The following is a 22718-nucleotide window of genomic DNA, read 5'->3' on the forward strand; positions in this document are numbered from 1 at the left end:
TATGTTTTGTGTTTTTAGCTGTAATTATTATTTCCAAGGTTCTGGCATTTTTTGATCTCTCATTGGCACAAAAACGATGTTATCGTCTTCTTCTTTGCTATTTACAAAATGATTAAAACGTTTCATCATTTCTGGATCGTTAACAGCTTGTGTCCATTCGCATTCAAACTTATTAACTAAAGTTTGCATTTCTTCTTCTAAATCTTTTGCAATACCTAATTTATCTTCTATAATAACTTCTTTTAAATATTCTAAACCACCTTCTAGTCGTTCTTGCCATGCAGCAGTACGTTGTAACGGTTTTGCTGTACGCATGTATAACATTAAGTAACGATCTAAGTATTTAATTACGGTTTCGTTATCAATTTGCTCTGCAAATAACTCGGCATGTCTTGGTGTTGCACCACCGTTACCACCAACGTAAAGATTCCAACCACCTTCAACAGCAATTAAACCAAAATCTTTTCCGCGAGCTTCGGCACACTCACGAATACAACCAGAAACACCACCTTTAATTTTATGCGGTGCACGAATACCACGATAGCGGTTTTCCAGCTCTATACCAAAACTCACACTTTCGTCCATACCGTAACGACACCAAGTAGATCCTACACAGGTTTTTACAGTACGTAGTGATTTACCGTAAGCATGACCACTCTCGAAACCATGCGCTATTAAATCTTTCCAAATTAATGGTAATTGATTTAAGGTTGCACCAAATAAATCAATTCGAACACCACCAGTTACTTTTGTATATAAATCGTATTTTTTAGCTATTTCGCCAAGTGCGATTAACTTATCTGGTGTAATTTCTCCACCAGGAACTCTAGGCACCACAGAATACGTTCCGTTTCGTTGAATATTCGCTAAAAATCTATCATTTGAATCTTGAATAGCATATTCCTTATTCGCAGTATCGGCATGAATACTCGCCATTAAAGATGCTACTACAGGCTTACACAGCTCACAACCATGACCACCGTTTCCGTGATTATCTAAAACTTCATTAAAGGTTTGATAACCTTTAACTTGAATAATTTTATATAAATCTTGACGGTTATAATCGAAATGCTCGCAAATAGTATCTTTAACCTCAATACCCAAAGATTTTAAAGTGGCTTCAGTAATATCTTTTACCATTGGCTTACAACCGCCACAACCAGTTCCTGCTTTTGTACACGACACAACATCGGCTAAATCTTTAGCTTCACCACTTTCAATAGCGCCACAAATTTGCCCTTTAGTTACACTTTCGCATGAACATACTTGAGCATCCTCTGGTAAATCCATAACATCGCCAAAGGCCGCAGCCCCATCGCTAGTTGGTAAAATTAATTGTGCTGGCTCTTCTGGAATAGCCATACTATTCATATACATTTGGTGTAACATATTATAATCGGCAGCATCACCAACTAAAATTCCACCAAGAAGTGTTTTTCTATCTAAACTTACATTAATACGTTTATATAAAAACTTCGTTTTATCTTCATAAATAATAGAATGCCCTTTTGATGCTGGCATAAAAGGCTCTCCAAAACTCGCTACATCTACACCAATTAATTTCAGTTTTGTAGACATATCTATTTCTTCTGGCATTTCAGCAGTAGCATCTCCTAAAACTTGCTTTACAGCAATATCTGCCATATCATACCCTGGAGCCACTAAACCATAAATCATTTGGTTTAACAAGGCCACCTCACCAATAGCATAAATATTCTCGTCTGATGTTTGCATTTTATTATTCACAACAATACCACCACGAACACCAACTTCTAAATCGCATGTTTTAGCAAGCTCATCTCTTGGACGAATACCTGCGGAAACAATTAACATATCAACATCTAAAACATCATCTTCACCAAACTCCATTCCCACAATAGCATCGTCTCCTAAAATTTGATTAGTTGCTTTGCTTAAGTGAATATTTAAACCAATAGATTCTAATTTTAACTGAAGCACTTTACTACTTCTAGAATCTAATTGTCTTGGCATTAATTTAGGAGCAAACTCTACAATATGTGGTTCTAAGTCCATATCTAAAACAGCTTTACCAGCTTCTAAACCAAGTAAACCACCACCTAAAACAGCAGCTTTAGCATTTGGTTTGGTCTTTTTTAAATCGGCAGCATAAGCTAGCATGCCTTCCAAATCTTCAATAGTTCTGTAAACAAACACACCTTTTTTCTCAACACCTTTAATTGGCGGAACAAAAGGCGAAGACCCCGTAGCAAGAATTAAATAATCGTAAGTAAAGGTTCTATCTTTTGAAGTAGTAATAGTTTTAGAATCGCGATGTATATCTACTACACGCTCGTTCGTCACCAAATGGATTCCGTTTTCTACATACCATTCGGCAGGAGCCATTTCTAATGCTTTGGCATCTTGATTTTCAAAATATTCACTTAAATGAACACGATCGTAAGCCGGACGAGGTTCTTCACCAAAAACCGTTAACTTAAAAGTATCATCGGTAGCTTGTTGTACAAACTTTTCGCAAAACTTGTAACCTACCATACCATTACCTACTACAATAATTTTTTTCATAACTACGTATTTTCAAAACAAATATAAGTAAAAACTACGTAATTATACTTAATTTTTAAAATAAGTTTATAGGTAATAATAAAGAATTACCGATTTGACAAACCCAACCTCTAAAATTTGTCAATGTTTAAATATTAGCATTATTTACTAGAAAATTTTTAAATTTTATGAAAAAGCAGCACGAATTATAAGTTAACTAAGTATGATTAACCTTTTAAAATGAAATTAACACCAGACATGGCGTGAATTTTTGTAGTATCGAAAATAGGAACGTTTAAATCGTCTTTAAAAATCATTAGAGGGAACTCTGTACATCCTAGAATTACACCTTCGGCTCCTTTATCGATTAAACTGTTAAGAACGCTTATAACATAAGCTTTAGATTCTTCTTTAATCTCACCATAGGTGAGTTCTTCTATAATTATTCGGTGTAATTCGTTAATAACACTTTCCGATTCTGGTACTAAAACATCTAAACCATTTTCCTCTAACCTTTGGCTTATAAATGTTTCTTGCATACTATATTTAGTACCAATAAAACATACTTTTTTTATGCTTTTTTTTTGAATGGCATGCGCGGTAACATCAGCTATATGAATCACTTTAAAATCTAACTGTTCCTGAACTTGATTGTATACTTTATGCGGTGTATTTGCACAAAACATAACAGCTTCGGCACCAGCCTTACGTAAACTTTTAGCGCCTTGAGTTAACATATGCGCTATAGAATCCCATTTATTTTCTATTTGAAAACGATGTACCTCAGCTTGATTAAGTGTATAAACTAGCAAAGGCGGATTGGTGTTATTACCAAAATAGTCGTTTACAGATTGGTTAATAGCACTGTAATATTCTATTGTAGAATGCCATGATGTGCCACCAATTAAACCTAATGTTTTCATTTTATTTTTATATTGATTTTTTTGAGCATGTATTGAACTTACAAATAACGCTACATTTATAAACAAAAGCACAGAAACACATTTTTTAAACATAAAAAGCTTGTTGTATTAAAAAGTAAATCCCTCTTTTAGTTTATTTGAAAGCTGTTTTATTAAAACTTCGTGTTCAGGGTTATTTACAATATTATAATTTTCTTGAGTATCGTTTTCATGATCGAAAAGCTCTCTCGCAATAAGTTGTTCTGGTACATTTTTATTTTTATTCCATGTGTACCATTCCACATATCTATATCTGTCTGTTCTAACGGTATAACCCATTCGTTCTTGCTTTCGAGCTTCTGGAGGCCCATACCTTCCTAATAAAAACTGACTATAAGCAGCATCTTTTATTGTAGCCTCAGAATCTTCTAAAACAGGTTTTAAACTTAAACCTTGAAGGTGTTTTGGTACGTTAAAACCTGCCATATCGCATAGCGTAGGGTAAACATCTACAAACTCTGTTAATGCATGACTTGTTTTTCCTTTTGATTTTACACCGTTTCCGCTAATAATTAAAGGCACTCGCGTATCTATTTCGTAGTTGGTTTGCTTACCCCAACCATTATGTTCGCCTAATTTCCATCCATGATCGCCCCAAAGTACAACTATTGTGTTTTCGGCTAAACCTAATTGATTAAGCTCATTTAACAACCTGCCTACTTGAGCATCGATGTAGCTAACGCAGGCATAATATGCATGTATTAATTCGCGTTGTTTATCTTCATCCCAAGATGTCTCATTAGGTTTTGGTAAATTGTTTTTTGCATCAACATAACCACGTAATTCGGTATCGCCATGAACCGAAAACTCTGGACTATCTTTTGGTGTGTATTGATTGTTTGCCAACGGAATTTTATCTCTATCATATAAATCCCAATATTTTTTTGGCGCATTAAATGGTAAATGCGGTTTATAAAACCCAACCGATAAAAAGAATGGTGATTTACTGTTTTTTAAAGCCTTTAATTTTTTAATAGCTAGGGTTGTTTGCGCACCATCGTAATAGGCATCGTCTTCTGAAATTCCCATTTCGCTAGATCGTGTTTTAGAATAAATAAAACCGTATTTATCGAACTTTGCTTTACCACTTTTTAAACGCTTTAATTCTAGTTCTTTTTGCTCGACAATATTATCGTGATTTACATAAACGGCATCCGGATCAAAAGGAAATCCATCTACATGCAAATACTCGTTCCATGCTATTGAATCTTGAAGTGTATTATGAAACGTTTTTCCTAATCCTACGGTATAATAACCATTGTTTTTAAAGAACTGAGGTAAAGAGACTACATTAGGTAAATTCCTTCTAAAATGGGTGCGTAAATCCCAAACTTGAGTAGAATCTGGTCTTAAACCTGTTAGCAAACTGGTTCTAGAAGGTGTACAAACCGCTTGCTGGCAATACGCATTATTAAAAACAACACCATTTTCTGCAAGCTTATCTATATTTGGTGAAATTACCAAATCGTTCCCGTAGCAACCTAATTCTGGCCGTAAATCGTCTATAGGAATAAAAAGAATGTTTGGTTTATTATTTTCCTCAATAACTTCTGCTTTTACATTTTTTTCGCCATTACAAGCAACTAGAATTACTAGAAATTGTACTGCAACACTTAATTTAATTAATTTTAAATTCATTTATTTTTTTAAATTTTAGGAACTGCAGCACGCCAACCTTTAGCACGCTTTACAGATAATTCTTCTACTACTTTTTTATATTCAGGGTAGTTAGCTACGTTAACCGTTTCGGTTGGATCTAAATCATGATTATATAGTTCTGTCGCAGCGTAATTTACTTTTTGTTTGGTTTCATTATCCCATGAATACCATTCTATATAATGATAGGTTTTAGTTTGCATAGAATACCCCATGTATTCATTACCATCTTTAGACACTCTGGCGCGTCTTCGAAATTGTGAAAAAACGGCATCTTTCCATTCTAATTCAGGGTTTTCAAAAAGAGGCGTTAAACTTGTTCCTTGAAAATAATTAGCTTTTTCTACGTTTGAAACGTCGCAAAGTGTTGGAAAAATATCAACAAGTTCGGTAAGCGCTTCAATGCGTTTTCCTTCTTTTTGATGGGCTTGTTTTATTATTAAAGGTACATGAGTATCAATATAAAAATTAGTCATTTTTCCCCATCCGTTATGGTCACCTAGTTTCCAACCATGGTCGCCCCATAATACAATAATGGTATTTTCGTAAAGTCTGCGTTCTTTTAATCCTTCAATTAATCTCCCTACGCAAGCATCAATAAAACTTACACTTGCAAAATAGCCGCGTTTTAGGGTGTCGGCATAATCTTCGGGTAAAGGTTCATCTTCGGGTCTTCCAATTTTGTGCGGATGATTATAAGCTCGCAGCTCGTAATTTGAATTTGCTACCATAACAGGTGCATTTTCCGGCAGCTTTGGATTTGCCGCTGGAGAAACAGAGCCTTTTGGATATAAATCCCAATACTTTTTAGGCACAACAAATGGTAAATGCGGTCTAAAATAACCTAAGCCAAGAAAAAATGGTTCGCTTTTATCCTTTATTTTATCTATAGTTTGTAATGCTAATTGAGTTTGCATGGCATCGTAATACAATGAATCGGGTGCATCGGCGCTTTCAATTGCAGGTCCACGATTCCAGCCGTCACCATAAATCTTTTTTCCTTTTCTCTTTTCTAACAGTACTTCTCTATCGCGTTTTTGAATTTCTAAAGCTTCAGGAGAGTAGTAATAGGTTTCTGCATCTCGATTGTTATAAGGCTTTGTATTATATGGGTAAGGTTTTAAATCTGGCTCGTCCCAAGACACAGAATCAGGCATATAATTATGAAATATTTTCCCAATATTTACCGTGTAATAACCCGCTTTTTTAAAATATTGAGGCATGGTTACAGCGTTCGGGTTTATTTCTCTAAACTTATCGCCTAAATGCCAAACTCTTGTAGAATCTGGGCGATATCCTAACATTGTACTGGCTCGTGAAGGCGCACAAACTGCCGACTGGCTATGCGTATTTAGCATAACCATAGACTGTTTTGCTAAAGCATCAATATTTGGTGTTTTAATTTCGGTATTACCATAAACACCTAAATCTGGTCTTAAATCATCAATAGACAAGAAAAGGATGTTGGGTTGTTTTACCTGTAATATTTCTTTAGTATTCGATTTATCTTTTACCTTAGTACACGATTGAATAGAAAAAAAAGAACAAATAATTAGGATTAAAATTCTCATATAATTTGATATACTATATCTTTTTAAGTCAACAATTTTATTTTTATAGACATTTTATATTATAAAATTAGCTACTTATTTTTCATACCACATATTAGTAAACAAGGTTAATCCTTGTGGGGTATTAATATTTGATCCTGCTTCGTTTGTGGAATATGTGTAACGTCTAATAACTTCTGTTGCTCCTGCATTAGCTGGAACATCTAGCTCAACACTTTTAGTTCGCTTCCACTGATTCCAAGCTTCAAGACCATTGTTAAATAATGAAATATAGTGCTGGTCATTTATATAATCTAAAGCTTCATCTGTGCTTAACGTAGATAAATCAGGAAAACTAGCAATATAATTGTCTTTATCTGTTTGAGAAATTTCTCCTAAAGAACCATCAAAATAATCAAGTGCCAATGTAACCCCTTGAATAAACCATGTATTTGCTTGAGACAAACCGCCTGAAACATATCCATTCGCCGCTGCATCTGCAAGTAAAAAATATGTTTCGGATGCAGTTGAATACCTGTCTGGAGTATCGGGTAAAATATTGTTAGCATTAATTTTAGAAATTGTAGCAAACCCTGTATATCCTTGCCATTTTCCTAAGTATGCGCCGTTTACATTAGGCTCGAAATATGTAGATAAACGTGGATCATTTAATTCGTTCATTAAATTTACTAGCGGTCTTCCTGCGTACCACAAATTAATGTTTCCTCCCCAATAATTTTGTATAAACCTATATTTAGGGTTTTCGTTCCCTATTTCTGTTGTGTATGACAATTTAGCTTCTTGACTATTGGTATATATCATAGGCTCACTGACTAAATCTTGCAATTGAGAGCTAACTGTTTCTGGTTTTTTATTAGCAATAAACATGAGCATTTTTAATTTTATAGAATTTGCCCAACGTATCCATGCTTGTCTATCTCCTTTAAAAACCAAATCTGAATCGGTTATGATATCTGAATCCATATCTTGCTCTAAGATGGCTAAACCCTCATCCATTAAAGACACGACTCCCTCAAGAACAACCTCTTGAGAATCAAAATTAGGGTAAGGGTAATCTGTTGGATTTACAGATTCGGTAAATGGCACATCGCCCCAAACCTGAGTAATATTGGAGTAAATAAACCCTTCTAAAATTTTAGCTTGCGCTTTTATATATTGATTTTCAGGATTGTTAGACTCAACCAAAAGCTCTACTAAAGATAAGTTTTTTAAACAGGTAGTATACCATGTTGTCCAACCATTATTTACAGAAGGCACACCTAAAACATAACGACTTCTGCTTAACCAAGTTCCCCCGCTACCACACCATTGTTGTGCGTGCATATTTAAACCAGCAAATTCAATAGACCTAACCGAAGAAAAATTAACCAATACTTCTGGAAACAATAGTTCTGGAGGAACAGATGTTACCGCTAAAGGATCTTCATTAATATCAACCAACTCACTATCGCAAGAGGTTAATGAAAATATTAGAATAAAAATAAATAAGAATTCAAATTTTATATTAGAGAATATATTTTTCATAACTAACAATAATTTTAAAATTTAACTTGAACATTGAAACCAACACTTCTTGTTGATGGCACTCCATTATATTCAATGGCGCCACCATTACTTCCGGAACCAAATAAATTAGTTTCAGGATCTATATGAGGAATACTCGTATTAAAAATGGCTAAATTTCTACCTTGAACACCTAGCCTTAAAGAACTAAATGGCAAAGATTTTAGTTGTTTTTTATTAAAAGAATAAGACAAACCTAACTCTCGCCACTTAATATACGTGGCATCAAACGTGTTACTTTCATGAATTCTACTCGCCGAATAATTACTCCAATATTCTTGAACACTGGATATTGGTATTGTGTTTTCAGAATATGTACCATCACCATTATCCATAAATGCTTCGCTATCAACAAACAGTGTTTCTCTATCTACAGCTGTTTCTGCAGCCAATCCTGAAGTTCTAAGAGATGAAACCGTTTGAGAATAAAGTACTCCGCCTTCTTTCCAATCGAAGGTGGTAGATAAACTCCAACCTTTATAACTAAATACCGAAGTAAGCCCCATAGTAAAATCTGGGAAAATATTACCTAAACGCTCATTATCTCCTTCATACCTAACTCCACTTTCGTTCACTAATATCATATCTTCAATGGTATTTCCGCTGTCATCTACTGCTCGAGCAAATCTATTTCCATAAATACCAATAGATTCTCCTTCTTCTGCACCAACAACAAGACCATTAAATGCCGAAGCCATTGTGTATTTATCAATACCTTCACCTAACTCATCAATTATGGTTTCATTGGTTGAAAAATTATAGTTTAAATTCCACCTAAAACCTTTATACCTAATAATTTTAGCACTTACTTCGAGCTCGAATCCTGTGTTAGAAATTTGCCCTAAATTGGTCATAGAAGTACTATATCCTGTTGAAGAAGGAACCAACAACGCTATAATTTGATCGGTAGTTACGTTTTTATAAAAAGTCGCATCAATATTAAATCGGTTTTTAAAGAAACCTAATTCAACACCCAGCTCATAATTGGCTTGGTTTTCTGGTCTTAAATTTACATTAGGTAATGTATTTGGACCTGAAAACGCTAATTGACCGTCGAAAGGAAAAGTTCCTCCTGTATTGAATTGTCCGAAAAAACTAGATTGCGGAGAATATAAAAAGTCTAATTGATAAGCTCCTGTATCACTTCCAACATTTGCCCAGTTTCCTCTAATTTTTCCATAACTTAAAATATCGCTATCAATATTAAAAGCATCTGTAAACACAAAACTTAAGGCTATAGAAGGATAAAAATAACTATTACCTCCTTGCGGTAATGTTGAAGACCAATCGTTTCTCGCTGTGGCATTTAATGTTAACCATTTTTTGTAAGTAAATGTTAAATCGCCAAACACTCCTAAAATTCGTCGTTTCGAGTAATTTTTCCAAGGTATGTTTGTATCAACATTTCCTGGATCGAATAATTCTGGAATTGTTAACCCAACGCCTTGATTTCCTATGGAACTAAAAACTCTTTGATTCCATTGCACCCCGCCTCTTGCTGTAAAGTCAATATCTCCAAAAGTATCATCGTAAGTCGACAAAAGATCTAATGTTAACTCATTTCTGCTAATATGATTTTCTGTATAGTTTCCATCAAGAAGACCAATGGTACCTTTATGTTTGTTAGAAAAATGTGTTGTATTATAAGTATCGTACCCAACTCGCCCTAGTAGAGATAGTTTTTTTAAAGGATTATAATCTAAACTTATATTACCAAAAAACCGTTCTGTACTGCTAGTTCTTTGGTTTTCATGTATTATCCAATAAGGGTTATTCGTTCCATCACTATCTACGGCTGCTAACTGCTCATCATTACTCTCGGCTTTCCATGGTTTAAATACGTTTACATCTGTAATTCTTGGTAAACGATTAACAATTCCCATAAGCACATTTGGGTCGTTACCTCCTTGAGCAACGGCTCCCTCGACATTAGAATTAATATAGTTAAGACTGAAATCTGATTTTAAATTTTCGAACAATTTTGTACCCGACTTTAAAGCAATATTTAATCGATTTAGTTCCGAACCCGGAATAATTCCCTCTTTAGAGGAATATGAAGTGCTTAACCTGTAATTGCTTGACCCTTTATTTGATAATCCAGAAACAGAAAAATTATTAACTTTTGTAATTCCTAGTGCATAAAAATCTTTTTGCAAGTCTGGGTGAGACTCGAATGTTTGCAAATTACCAGCATAATCGGTATAACTACCTCCTTCTGAAATTAAAGGTCCCCATCCAGGAGAAACATCTTGTAAATTATTTCCATCAATTTCACTATAAACACCCTGCGTACCAGGACCGTATGTGTTTTGAAAATCTGGCAATCTTAAAGGACTATCGAAACGTATTGTAGAACTATATGTTAATGAGCCTTTTTCTTTTCCTTTTTTTGTTGTTACAATTATAACACCATTTGATGCTCTTGAACCATAAAGTGCGGCTGCAGATGCGCCTTTTAACACAGTTAACGACTCTATATCATCTGGGTTTATATCTTGTGCTCTGTTTCCATAATCAATTGAACCTGTTGTTCTTGAACTCGTAAAATCGTTCGCATCTGAAATAGGAACACCATCTATCACCCATAATGGGCTGTTTGAACCACTAATTCGGGTAACACCACGAATAGTTATTTTTGAAGAAGCGCCAATACCTCCTCCTTGTCCTGTAATGTTAACTCCGGAAATTTTTCCTTGCAAGGCTTGTACAACATCTGTTTCTGCTGCCACATCAAAATCTTCCGATTTTACAGTACTTACACCGTATCCTAGTGTTCTGTCGGCACGTTCAATACCCATTGCCGTTACAACAACTTCGTTTAAAGCTTGAGCATCTTCATATAAACTAACATTTATTATTGAAGATTCAGCCACTTCTACTTCCTCTGTTTTCATACCTAAATATGAAAAGACTAAAACTTGACCTTTACTTGATTTAATAGAATAATTCCCATCGAAATCTGTTAAAGCACCCGTATTGGTACCTTTAACTATTACATTAACCCCTGTAAACGGAATTCCTGAACCATCTATAACTTTTCCAGAAATTGTTATTTCCTGAGAAAACGCACTTTGGATAGCTACAAACTGAATGGAAAGAAATAAAATAAATAACTTGGTAATTTTTGAATTCATACACGATTGGTTTTAACAAATACTTATTAATTTATAAGACATTAGTATTTAACTATTTTTAACAGTTTCTTATAAAGCAAATAAAAAACGCCCATTTTAGGGCGTTTACAAGGGTTACATTTGTACTACACTTACGTGTTGAACTAAACTTTTAAGTATATAACAAAATTTAGTCTTTATTTTAATAAATCGATATTTTATATATTCAATAAATACACGAATACTGTGAGAAAATTAATATTTAATTCTTAAAAAAATACTTTTTTTGTATCAAAAATTACAAATTTTTAAATACTTCTTAGCCAAATATACACGTTTTCATCTTCGGGAATGTTAAGTTTTTTTCTTAATCTATACTTTTTGGTTTGTACTGTTTTAGGCTGAACATTTGTATACAATGCTATATCCTTTGAAGAGAAATTAAGCCAAATCATTGCACACAATATTAATTCTGTATTTACTAATTTAGAGTTGCGCAGTAATAACTTTTCGCAAACTTCTGGATAAACTTCTTGAAAACGAGTTAAAAAAGCCGGATCGTTATTTTTAGCAAGTTGAACGACATCATTAAAAGCTTCATTTAATTTTTCTTTTAATTTTTCGCTTTCCATGTGTTTAAGCTCTATTTCTTGTTCTTTTTCAAAAATAATACGCTGTTTTTTTACCCTGAAGTAATATATAATTGAAATGATAATCACAAAAAACATAATCACGGCAAATATTAGCGCTAAGCTTAATTTTTTTTCGCTTGCTTTATAATTAGTTTCTTGTTCTTCTAAAAAGTTATTAATAACCGAATCTACATTTTTTGTATACTTTGCGTTTATACTATCTGTGAATTTCGCATATTTTAATAAATATTCGTGTGCTAACTCTTCATTGTTTAATTCTTCGTGAGTTTCAGAAAGAAGTTTATACGATAGCTTAATCTCTATATATTTATTCATTTTAGTATAGATGGCTAAAGCCTTTTCATAAAAATAAATAGCTTTTGAATACGCACCAGTAGCCTTATAAAAATTAGCCTCTGCTTGAAGAATTATTGATTTTTGATACTCTGTTACAGTCTTCTTATTTTCATAAAACAACGCTTTACTTCTGCTTAAATAAACTTTAGCAGAGTCGATATTTAAATTTTGTTTTAAATAGTAATTTGCAACAACAGCATTCTTAAAAGAGGTACTATCTAACTTAATAGCCTTATGCAAATAAACCAAAGAAGAATCTAGCCGATATGGTGTATTTAAAAATACATCTGCTTTATTTACATACAGCATAGACAATAATTTTTGCCTATCTAAATTTTGAGCTTTTACTATTTCTACACCGTGATTATAGTACTCTAAAGATTTGTTATTTATTTTAAGAGCCGCAAAATTTCTACCATAAATGGCAAGAATTCGCACCTTTAACCTAAAATCGTTTATATTATTTTTATCAAAAGATTTTTCAGCCAATTCTAAATACCTCAAACTTTCCAGGTGTTCGCCGAAAATGCAAAGTATATTAGCTATTTGAGCATATCCGCTAATAACAATTTTATGGTTATTTTCTTTTCTAGCATCCTCAACTATTTCTATATTTAAAAGTAAAGCCTGTTCAAAAAGCCCTTCCTTTATCAAAGAAGCTACTTTCTCTTCTTTTAAAACATATTTATTTAATTCTACATGGCGCTGAGCACTAACAAAAAAAAATGAAAAGTAAAAAAATGAGAGAAACGTACATTTCATAATTTCTTTTAAGAAAAATTTAGCATGCCAACAAAATATTAATATCCACTACCTAAAAGCTCAATCCATTGTGGTGTATACCCAATATTGCGAACGCCATTAGAATGTCCTTTTTTTCCTTCAGGAACAGGTAAATCAAAAGCATAAATATGATCTTTTGGAATATTTAAAGCCTCATAAGTTTCATGAATAGTTTTTGCATTTGGCTCTGTAGCATGATAAGTACCATACCATAAATGCGACGGTGTTACGCTTTCGTAAAAATACCAATCGGCAATTTTATTTTTTGCTGAATAATCCCAACCTCCTGAAAAATCAACTACTCGTGCTACCTTTTTTGTTTTTGCAATAAAAGCAGCCATTCCACCGCCTTGCGACTGACCCGAAACAGCTATTTCACTCCATTTTGGCTTACCATCTTCTAAGTACGCACTCCAATTTGTGGCTTTATCGTTTTTAGCTAGATAAATAAGGAGTTTAGTAAATCGGTTTTCAATAGCATCGTACGATGAATCATCTATAAAATCGAATTCATTTGTACCATAAATTCTTCTTGTTCTAAATTCCTCGGTACATTTGCTATTGTTTTTTAAATTTTCTTTTCTGCAAATTTGAGCAACGGCAGGCCTATTTATGTACGATAAATTAATGACATGATACCCTTGTTGAACAGCAACCGCAAACAATTGTTTAGGTCCCTTTGTAGCAATACCGCCTGTACCTGGCAAAAACAATAGTAATTTTCCTTGCTTTTGTTCTTGATTATACATTATTAAATGCGGCGTGTTCGAATTTACAATTCTAGCATCGGTTTTAGAGGGAGTAACATTCAAAAAAACAATTTCTCCATTTTTTTTATTTGGGTTTTGGGCGATTAAATTATTGGACAGTAACGTTAAAAATACAATTAGTATTGATTTAATAAACATAACATTCAGATTTAAAATAATGAGTTATTATTAAGTTAAGCAACAAATGCATATAATATAGACACTTTAAATAAAGTTAATACAAAAAATTATCTTCTTTACAGTATTTATGTTTTAATTACCTTTGTAACCTTTAACACATAGCTTTATGATTTATTCAATGACAGGTTACGGAAAATCTGTTTTACAATTACCAACAAAAAAAATCACTATAGAACTTAAGTCTTTAAATAGTAAAAATTTAGACTTAAACGCCCGAATGCCTTCAATTTATAGAGAAAAAGAACTGAGTATTCGTAAACTATTAGCCGATAAATTAGTGCGCGGTAAGGTAGATTTTTCGATTTACGTTGAAGCTACCGCCGACGACTCCTCTACACAAATAAACACGCCCGTTGTTAAACAATACATGCAACAGCTAAAACAAGTTGTTAATGCAAACGATGTAGAATTGCTTAAAATGGCAGTACGTTTCCCAGACGCTTTAAATACCGTTAGAGAGGAAATTAATGAAGAAGAATGGGCCACAATACAAACCGAAATTAACAATGCTGTAACCGACCTAGTTAAACACCGGCTTAACGAAGGCCAAGTACTAGAACAAGATTTTAACCAACGCATAATAAACCTGGAAACCTTGCTAACCCAAGTGGCCGCAATGGATCCAGAACGCATTGAAGGTGTTAGAGAACGCTTATTAAAGGGTGTTGAAGAATTAAGAGAAAAATACGACGAAAACAGATTCGAGCAAGAACTCGTTTATTACATTGAAAAGTTTGATATCACCGAAGAAAAAGTACGACTAAAAAATCACCTTAATTATTTTATAGAATCTATTAACTCTAAAGACTCTAACGGAAAAAAATTAGGGTTTATAAGCCAAGAAATGGGTAGAGAAATTAATACTATTGGCTCGAAAAGCAATTATGCACCAATGCAACAACTTGTGGTACAAATGAAAGACGAGCTAGAAAAAATTAAAGAACAATTACTAAACGTACTTTAATAAAACACCATACTTAAGTGACTAAAGAAACTAAAAAACAAGGCAAGCTTATAGTATTTTCTGCCCCATCTGGCTCAGGCAAAACTACAATTGTTAGGCATTTATTAAAAAAAGAAAATTTAAATTTAGAGTTTTCAATATCTGCAACATCCCGCGAAAAACGAGGAAACGAAGTTGATGGTAACGATTACTACTTCTTATCTGCGAAAGAATTTAAAAATAAAATTAAAACAGACGAATTTTTAGAGTGGGAAGAAGTATACCGCGATAATTTTTATGGCACTTTAAAAACCGAAGTAGAACGTATTTGGGCGAAAGGGAAAAACGTTATTTTTGATATCGATGTTTCTGGCGGCTTACGTATAAAACGAAAATTTCCAGAGCAAACTCTAGCTATTTTTGTAAAACCACCAAGTATTGATGAGCTTAAAATTAGGCTTAAAAAGCGTAAAACCGAAAGTGCTGATAAAATAAATATGCGTGTAGCAAAAGCATCTGCAGAATTAGCAACAGCACCTCTTTTTGATAGTATAGTAGTGAACGACAATTTAGAAAAAGCCTTAACTGAAGCCGAAAAACTAGTTAACAACTTCGTAAATTCATAAAACCCATGAAAATTGGTTTATATTTTGGATCTTTTAACCCTATACATATTGGACATTTAATTATAGCCAACCACTTAGCAGAAAACAGCGATTTAGACCAAATTTGGTTTGTAGTAACACCCCACAACCCATTTAAAAAGAAAAGTAGTTTGCTAGATAATTACCAACGGCTAGAAATGATTCATCTGGCTACAGAAGATTATGATAAGTTAAAACCTAGCGACATTGAATTTAACTTACCTCAACCAAATTACACCGTAAACACATTAGCTTACCTTCAAGAAAAACACCCCAATTATGAGTTTGCTCTAATTATGGGGGAAGATAATTTAAAGAGTCTTCACAAATGGAAAAATTATGATGTTATTCTAGAAAATCATCACATTTATGTTTATCCCAGAATTTCAAACAAAACAACTCCCGCCCATTTTATAAATCATAACAAAATTCATACTATTGATGCTCCAATAATTCAAATATCATCAACTCACATACGCAACTCAATAAAAGCAACTAAAAATATTAAACCCTTACTTTCTCCTAAAGTATGGCAATACGTAGATGAAATGAATTTTTATAAATAACTAACACAAGGCCATTTAAAATTTTGTAAATTACCTCATGTATTTTTTATACCATAAACACCTTCTCTGAACTAAAAATTTGTCAATAAAGTATTACTTTAGATGGCTGATAACTTTATTTTTTAAGGAATGGGCGACAAAAACTCTGATTTATACGTAGTAGGTATTGGTGCTTCTGCAGATGGTTTAGATGCAATACAAACTTTATTTGACAATATTCCAAACAATTCAGGTATTGCCTTTGTAATTATTCAGCATTTATCTCCAGATTTTAAAAGCTTAATGCCTGAATTACTTAGTAAGCATACTAAAATGCCCATTTTTACGGCAGAAGATAAACAAACCATTAAACCTAACTGTATATACCTTAATCAGCGAAACAAAAACTTACATATAAAAGGTTCCGAACTTTATTTACTAGATAAAGGCCCTAAAAATAATTTAAATTTACCAATAGATATTTTTTTTCACACATTAGGTGAAGAGTACAAAGAACGTTCGGTTGGTGTTATTTTATCTGGAACTGGTTCAGATGGTTCTAGAGGTATAAGAACTATAAAGGAAGGCAATGGCACTATTATAGTACAAGACCCAATTACAGCTCAATTTGATGGTATGCCTAACTCTGCCATCTCAACAAATTTAGCCGATTACGTTTTAAGCCCGGTTCAAATTGCAGCACTTTTTCAACAAAAACCTATTAAGCATAAAATAGCTATTGATTTAGACACGCACTCATCTAACGAAGCTTTAATTGATAATATTCTTGATGCTATTTATAAATTTTCTGGGATTAATTTTAAAGAATATAAGAAAAACACCCTTTTACGTAGGCTAGAAAAACGCATGAATATTAAAAACATTCATCAGCTCTATGATTATTTAACATACCTTAAAAGCAACGACGAAGAAAAGCAAATTTTAAAAGACGATTTTTTAATAGGAGTTACACGTTTTTTTAGAGACAAAGAAGCTTTTTCAATTTTAAACCAAAATGTAATTGCCGAAATATGTAAATCAAAAAAAAATGCAGAAACCATAAGGGTTTGGATTGCCGCTTGCTCTACTGGGGAAGAAGTTTATTCAATAGCCATTTTAATAGACGATTATATTCGCACGAATAATTTAGGTATAGATTTTAAAATTTTCGCTACAGATATAGATCCTAAGGCACTTGCCATAGCCAGCATTGGCGCTTACCATGTTAATATTGTAAGCGAAATAGACAAATCGTATTTAGATCGTTATTTTTTAAGAACAGGTAATAAAATCCAAATTATAAAACGCTTAAGAGAAAAAATAGTTTTCTCTAATCATAACCTAATTAAAGACCCTCCTTTTATTAGAATGGATTTAATTTCGTGTAGAAACTTACTTATTTACTTTGATAATAAAGTGCAAAAGAAAGTTATGTATAACTTTCAATTTGCTTTAAATAAATATGGGTATTTATTTTTAGGGAATAGTGAAACTCTTGGCGAGGTTTCAAAATTATATAAAACTATTGATGTTAAATGGAAAATTTTTCAAAACATTTCATCAACAAAACATATACCCTCTCAAAATAACTCCATAGAAAGAGTAAGCACATTATCATATAAAACACCTTTTGAGTCTCTTCCAACAACATCTTTTCACAGAGATAAAGAAAACCCTGAGTTAATATTTCATAAATACCTAAGTAAAAAATATAGCCCAGCATCTATATTTATAGACGAAAATTATAATATATTATTCATAAAAGGTGATGCTGGTAAACGCCTAATGCATAAAGAAGGTGTTTTTCAAAATAATCTGCTAAATATTGTACACCCAGATGTTGCGTCAATAATTAGAAACGGAGTTAGAAGACTAAACATCGAAAAAAAATCTGTTTCCATAAAAGGTGTCACTAATAAAACTACAGACAACACCCTGTCTTTCGATTTAACTTTTCATAAACCTAACAAAGAAGAAGGGTTAAGTGATTGTTACTTAATTGAATTTAGTAACGATAAAGCCATAGATCTTTCAGATTCCATTGTGATAAACAATGTAAACTTAAACGCAGCTTCAAGTCAACGTTTAGAAGATTTAGAAAACGAACTTAAATTTGTTAAAACAGAGCTACAAAATGCTATTGAAGAGTTAGAGACAAGTAACGAAGAGTTGCAATCATCCAACGAAGAGCTAATGGCATCAAACGAAGAACTTCAAAGTACAAACGAAGAACTTCAATCTGTAAACGAAGAGTTGTATACTGTAAACTCAGAACTTCAAGAAAAAAACACGGAGTTAACCAACCTTAGTAACGATGTTACTAACCTTTTAGACAATACAGATATTGCCACCTTATTTTTAGATACAGACTTAAGAATACGAAAATTTACGCCAGCATTAAAACAAGTTTTTAGTTTAAGAGAAACAGACTTAGGAAGGCCTTTATCTAGTTTTACATCAAACTTTAACGAAGAGACTAGAGAAGCAATAATTAAAGATTCTGAGCTCGTTCTAAAAAAACTAATAACCGTAGAAAAACAATTAAAAGATAAATTTGGTAATTTTTATTTACAACGCATAAGCCCTTTTATTACTGCCTCAAAAAATATAAATGGTGTTGTTATAACTCTAGACAACATAAACAAACTAAAAGAAATTGAAAAAGAGCTAGCACAAACAGAACGGAGATATCATAGAGTTTTTGAAAACTTAAGTGAAGGCTTTATTCAAGCCAAAGCTATTATTAACGACAAAAACAGAATAATAGATTGGGAAATTATTGATGTTAACCAAAAGTTCGAAGAAATATTTAATTTAAAAGAAAAATTAATTGGATTAAGCATTTTAGATTTAGAACCTTACACTTTAACCAATATTAAAAATTGGATTAGTACTTTTGAAAAAACGGCTTTAACGGAAAAAGACCATTTTATCGAGAACTTCACAACTAAAAACAATAAACATTATTATGTGCATTTATTTTCTCCAGGAGAAAACGAAATAGCAGCTACGTTTACAGATGTTACAGAACTAAAAAACCAAAAAGAGGCACTAACCAAAAGCGAAGCCGAACTTACTAGGGTGCAGTCTTTAGCAGAAATAGGAAGTTGGTATCTCGACTTAAAAACAAATGAAGTAGAATGGACAAAAGAGTTGTATAAAATATTTGATTGGAATCACAAATTACCACCACCTAATTTAAAAGAAACCGAAAAAATATTAGCGCCAAAAAGTTGGATTACACTAAACAATGCCATTGCCAATACATTAAAAACTGGAAAACCCTATGAAATTGAACTTAATTTAAGAACCAAAAAAAATGAAAACACTTGGATTTGGGCTAGAGGAGAAACCGTAAAAGATGAAAACGGTATCGTAATCGCACTTCGTGGAGCTGCACAAAATATTACAAAATCTAAGTCTGCAGAACAAGAAATTATTGCCGCAAAAAAAAATGCAGAACTTGCAAATGCTCATAAAAATTATTTTTTAGCCAATATGAGCCATGAAATAAGAACACCAATGAATGGGGTTTTGGGCTTTTCTGAATTATTAAAAAACGATCAACTTTCAACAAAAGATAGACTGAAATACCTTGAGATTATTGATAGCAACTCAAAACAACTATTAAATTTAATTGATGACATTATTGACATTGCTAAAATAGAATCGGAAGAAATTAAAATACTATATAAACCATGTCATTTAGCTAATCTTGTTAAAAATCTAGAAATAACCTACAATCAGTTAAAACTAAGTAAGTATAAAAAAAGCGATATAGATATACGAGTTGTTATTCCAGAAGAACATAAAGATCTTGTTGTAGTTACCGATATTCAACGTCTTCAACAAATAGTTTCAAATTTATTGAATAACGCTTTAAAATTTTCATTAGAAGGAGAAATATCGTTTGGTTTTAATATTAGTAAAAACAAAATTAATTTTTTTGTAAAAGACCAAGGCATTGGTATTAAGGAAGAAAAACAAAAAGAAATTTTTGAAAGATTTAAACAAGTAAATTACGATGACAATGCCAATTATGGTGGCACAGGATTAGGACTTGCTATTTCTAAAGGCTTAGTAAACCTGCTTGGTGGCGACATGAAACTTCAATCAGAATATGGTGTAGGTACTTTATTTGAGTTTACATTACCACTTAAAGAAGGGAGTCTAAATTCTGATAAGAAAAAAGTTTCTAACATAAACGAAAGCAACTTTATAAAAGATAAAACTATTTTAATAGCAGAAGACGATTCTTTAATACAACTTTTATTTAAAATAGTTTTAAAAAATACCAACGCCAACATTCTATTTGCAAACAACGGTAAAGAAGCTTTGGATATTTTTAAAAAGAAAAAATGCGATCTAGTCTTACTTGACATTAGAATGCCGGAAATGAATGGTATTGATGCTCTTGATAAAATTATAGAAATAAACCCTGAAGCTAAAGTAATTATGCAAACCGCATACGCTATGCCAGAAGAAAAAGAAAAATGTTTTAATAAAGGTTGTGTAGGTTATTTAACCAAGCCTGTAGCAAAAGAAGATTTATTCGAAGAAATAAATAAATGGATTTCATAACAAGACCTAAGTTTGATTACCCACAACAAATGATTAAAAAATCCTTGGTATATTTTTTTAAAGAAAAAAATAACTTTTAAACGAATTTGACCTGTATTTTAAAGAATGATTTAGGGCTTTTATCGAAAAACTTTATTAAAAACAATTTGCAATAACCAATTATTCATAAATTTATCCTGTTATTAATCAACCCCCTCAAATTCATGAAAAATAAAAAATATAGTTTCGCTCCTTTAAGTTTTATTCTTATGCTTACTTTTACAACTAATATGTTTGCTAGTACCTCTGGCAATTGGATTGAAATATGGAATCAATACAAATCTCAAAATAATAATGGGCACACCTCTGTACCAATAGATGGAGGTATGGGTATATTAGTATTAGGAGCTGCAGCTTTTGGTGCATACAAACTAAGAGGTAAAAAAAATGCTAAACATTAAAAAATCATTAAATAACATACCAAAACCTATAAGGCTTTTCCTAGGAAAAGCCTTATTGTTTTTCATAGTTTGGAAACTAGTTTATGGTTTTTATCTGTCTAACACAAAAGTTTTAGATTACCCCTTAACTAAACACGTTGGGGAAGCTTCAACTTATTTATTAAATAATTTTAGCCCAATGAGCGGCTTTACTGTTGAACGGAATGTAGGTACTTTTTATATTGGAGATGAATTAGTCGAAGGAAGTATTTCTTCACAAATTTTTCATAATGATTACCTGGTTCTTCATATTGCCGATAATTGTAATGGTTTAGAACTAATAGTTTTATTTATAGGTTTTATAATATGTATGCCATCAAGCTTTTGGCGAAAGCTTTTATACATCGCTATTGGTATTATAATTATCGATTTTGTAAATATTTTAAGGTGTATGGGTTTAATTTATCTACGTGAATACTATCACGCTTATTTTGATTTTGCACACCATTACTTATTTAAAGCCATTGTTTATACTTGCACATTTTTAATGTGGATGTATTTTTCCAGAAAAATTAGTTTTAAAAATGAAAATTTACAAATCGGATAAGGTTCGTTTTATTGCAGGTCTTATACTTATAGTTATAGTTTATTCTTGGAACGGGTTGTTCTTTATAACCGAAAACCAAGAATGGATGAAATTACCAAAATTAACTTTTCACCTTATACGCTTTGGAGTAACAATAGTTGTCTACTTTATAGGCACCTATCATTTAGGAAAAATTAAAGAGTCTTGGATGAGCACCATTTGGCATTTAGTTCATGTATCTGGTTTAATTATTATTACAAGCTTAGGACTGTTCGATTGGTTTATAATGGAAATACCTCGTGCACTAAAAAGTTTTGCGCATAACGTCCAAGAAATATTAATTTCTCCAGTTTTATACGTTGCCATGGGGTTACTTAACAAGAGTTTAAATAAAGAAGCCAACACTTAGCTAAAAAACTTTAATCTTTTTATCGAGTTAAAAGGTTGTTTTATCTTTTATAAACGTAAATCAAAAGAGTTTTAAAGTTTAAATATTTAGTTTCATCGAAAATACACAACATTTACTATAATAGGCGCTATCTTTATATTGCTATTAATTATTATTTTATAACTCAAATCAACAATTATGAAAACAAATCGTTCAATTTTATTCTCAGCTACCTTATTTGCTGCTTTATTATTTAGTGTAAATGTAAGTGCTTTTGGCGGCAGTGGTCATGGACATGGTGGACCTAAACACAAACCTAAAAAATCTAAAACTAAGAAGTCTAAAAAACAAGATTCTGTGCCTTTAGATGGTGGTTTAAGTGTTTTAGTATTAGGAGCTGCAGCTTTTGGTGTTAAAAAGTTACGTGAAAAAAAATAATTTTAACGTATATGAAATAAAAAAAGGCACTTTTTAAGTGCCTTTTTTTATTTCATATAATAGA

The 22718-nt window shown here is 32.2% G+C and carries 16 protein-coding genes; 8 read left to right on the forward strand and 8 right to left on the reverse strand.

The window, feature by feature from the left end; all coding sequences use genetic code 11:
* Positions 1-27: 27 nt before the first annotated feature.
* The 8 genes from nirB to PW52_RS02750 form a co-directional block, all read right to left on the reverse strand.
* On the reverse strand, positions 28-2544 hold the full coding sequence (gene nirB, locus PW52_RS02715; protein ID WP_044631396.1) for a nitrite reductase large subunit NirB: 2517 nt from the start codon (positions 2542-2544) through the stop codon (positions 28-30).
* 206 nt (positions 2545-2750) lie between these two features.
* The gene (locus PW52_RS02720; RefSeq protein ID WP_044631674.1) at positions 2751-3446 is read right to left on the reverse strand and encodes an aspartate/glutamate racemase family protein; all 696 of its coding nucleotides are present in this window, start codon (positions 3444-3446) and stop codon (positions 2751-2753) included.
* 108 nt (positions 3447-3554) lie between these two features.
* Complete coding sequence (locus tag PW52_RS02725; protein WP_052823357.1) at positions 3555-5123, reverse strand: sulfatase; 1569 nt, start codon at positions 5121-5123, stop codon at positions 3555-3557.
* Positions 5124-5131: 8 nt separating this feature from the next.
* On the reverse strand, positions 5132-6712 hold the full coding sequence (locus PW52_RS02730; RefSeq protein ID WP_052823358.1) for a sulfatase: 1581 nt from the start codon (positions 6710-6712) through the stop codon (positions 5132-5134).
* A 75-nt stretch (positions 6713-6787) separates the two neighbouring features.
* On the reverse strand, positions 6788-8236 hold the full coding sequence (locus tag PW52_RS02735) for a SusD/RagB family nutrient-binding outer membrane lipoprotein (protein WP_044631397.1): 1449 nt from the start codon (positions 8234-8236) through the stop codon (positions 6788-6790).
* Positions 8237-8250: 14 nt separating this feature from the next.
* Positions 8251-11409: a SusC/RagA family TonB-linked outer membrane protein gene (locus PW52_RS02740; RefSeq protein WP_052823359.1), complete on the reverse strand. Its 3159-nt coding sequence runs from the start codon at positions 11407-11409 to the stop codon at positions 8251-8253.
* Positions 11410-11696: 287 nt separating this feature from the next.
* Positions 11697-13139 carry a helix-turn-helix transcriptional regulator gene (locus PW52_RS02745; protein WP_044631398.1) on the reverse strand — a complete coding sequence of 481 codons (1443 nt, stop codon included), beginning with the start codon at positions 13137-13139 and terminating at the stop codon, positions 11697-11699.
* A gap of 38 nt (positions 13140-13177) precedes the next feature.
* On the reverse strand, positions 13178-14068 hold the full coding sequence (locus tag PW52_RS02750) for a BPSS1187 family protein (protein WP_052823360.1): 891 nt from the start codon (positions 14066-14068) through the stop codon (positions 13178-13180).
* A 148-nt stretch (positions 14069-14216) separates the two neighbouring features.
* On the opposite strand from PW52_RS02750, the gene PW52_RS02755 reads away from it, so the two are divergent.
* The 8 genes from PW52_RS02755 (at position 14217) to PW52_RS02790 (ending at position 22654) form a co-directional block, all read left to right on the forward strand.
* Positions 14217-15074: a YicC/YloC family endoribonuclease gene (locus PW52_RS02755; RefSeq protein ID WP_044631399.1), complete on the forward strand. Its 858-nt coding sequence runs from the start codon at positions 14217-14219 to the stop codon at positions 15072-15074.
* A 17-nt stretch (positions 15075-15091) separates the two neighbouring features.
* On the forward strand, positions 15092-15679 hold the full coding sequence (gene gmk / locus PW52_RS02760; RefSeq protein ID WP_044631400.1) for a guanylate kinase: 588 nt from the start codon (positions 15092-15094) through the stop codon (positions 15677-15679).
* Positions 15680-15684: 5 nt separating this feature from the next.
* On the forward strand, positions 15685-16263 hold the full coding sequence (gene nadD, locus PW52_RS02765) for a nicotinate (nicotinamide) nucleotide adenylyltransferase (RefSeq protein ID WP_044631401.1): 579 nt from the start codon (positions 15685-15687) through the stop codon (positions 16261-16263).
* Positions 16264-16392: 129 nt separating this feature from the next.
* Positions 16393-20823, forward strand: coding sequence for a CheR family methyltransferase (locus PW52_RS02770; RefSeq protein WP_044631402.1), 4431 nt, complete (start codon positions 16393-16395; stop codon positions 20821-20823).
* Positions 20824-21071: 248 nt separating this feature from the next.
* Positions 21072-21263 (forward strand): PID-CTERM protein-sorting domain-containing protein, encoded by a 192-nt coding sequence (locus tag PW52_RS02775; protein ID WP_131453966.1) that lies wholly within the window; start codon positions 21072-21074, stop codon positions 21261-21263.
* Positions 21250-21849 (forward strand): archaeosortase/exosortase family protein, encoded by a 600-nt coding sequence (locus PW52_RS17010; protein ID WP_052823361.1) that lies wholly within the window; start codon positions 21250-21252, stop codon positions 21847-21849. Before PW52_RS02775 ends, PW52_RS17010 begins: the two co-directional genes overlap by 14 nt.
* Positions 21827-22237: a hypothetical protein gene (locus tag PW52_RS02785; protein WP_044631404.1), complete on the forward strand. Its 411-nt coding sequence runs from the start codon at positions 21827-21829 to the stop codon at positions 22235-22237. The genes PW52_RS17010 and PW52_RS02785 overlap by 23 nt, the downstream gene beginning before the upstream one ends.
* 177 nt (positions 22238-22414) lie before the next feature.
* Positions 22415-22654 carry a PID-CTERM protein-sorting domain-containing protein gene (locus tag PW52_RS02790; RefSeq protein ID WP_044631405.1) on the forward strand — a complete coding sequence of 80 codons (240 nt, stop codon included), beginning with the start codon at positions 22415-22417 and terminating at the stop codon, positions 22652-22654.
* The last annotated feature ends 64 nt before the right edge of the window (positions 22655-22718 follow it).

Origin of the sequence: Neotamlana sedimentorum, from assembly GCF_000943565.1 — a bacterium.
Lineage (GTDB): Bacteria > Bacteroidota > Bacteroidia > Flavobacteriales > Flavobacteriaceae > Neotamlana > Neotamlana sedimentorum.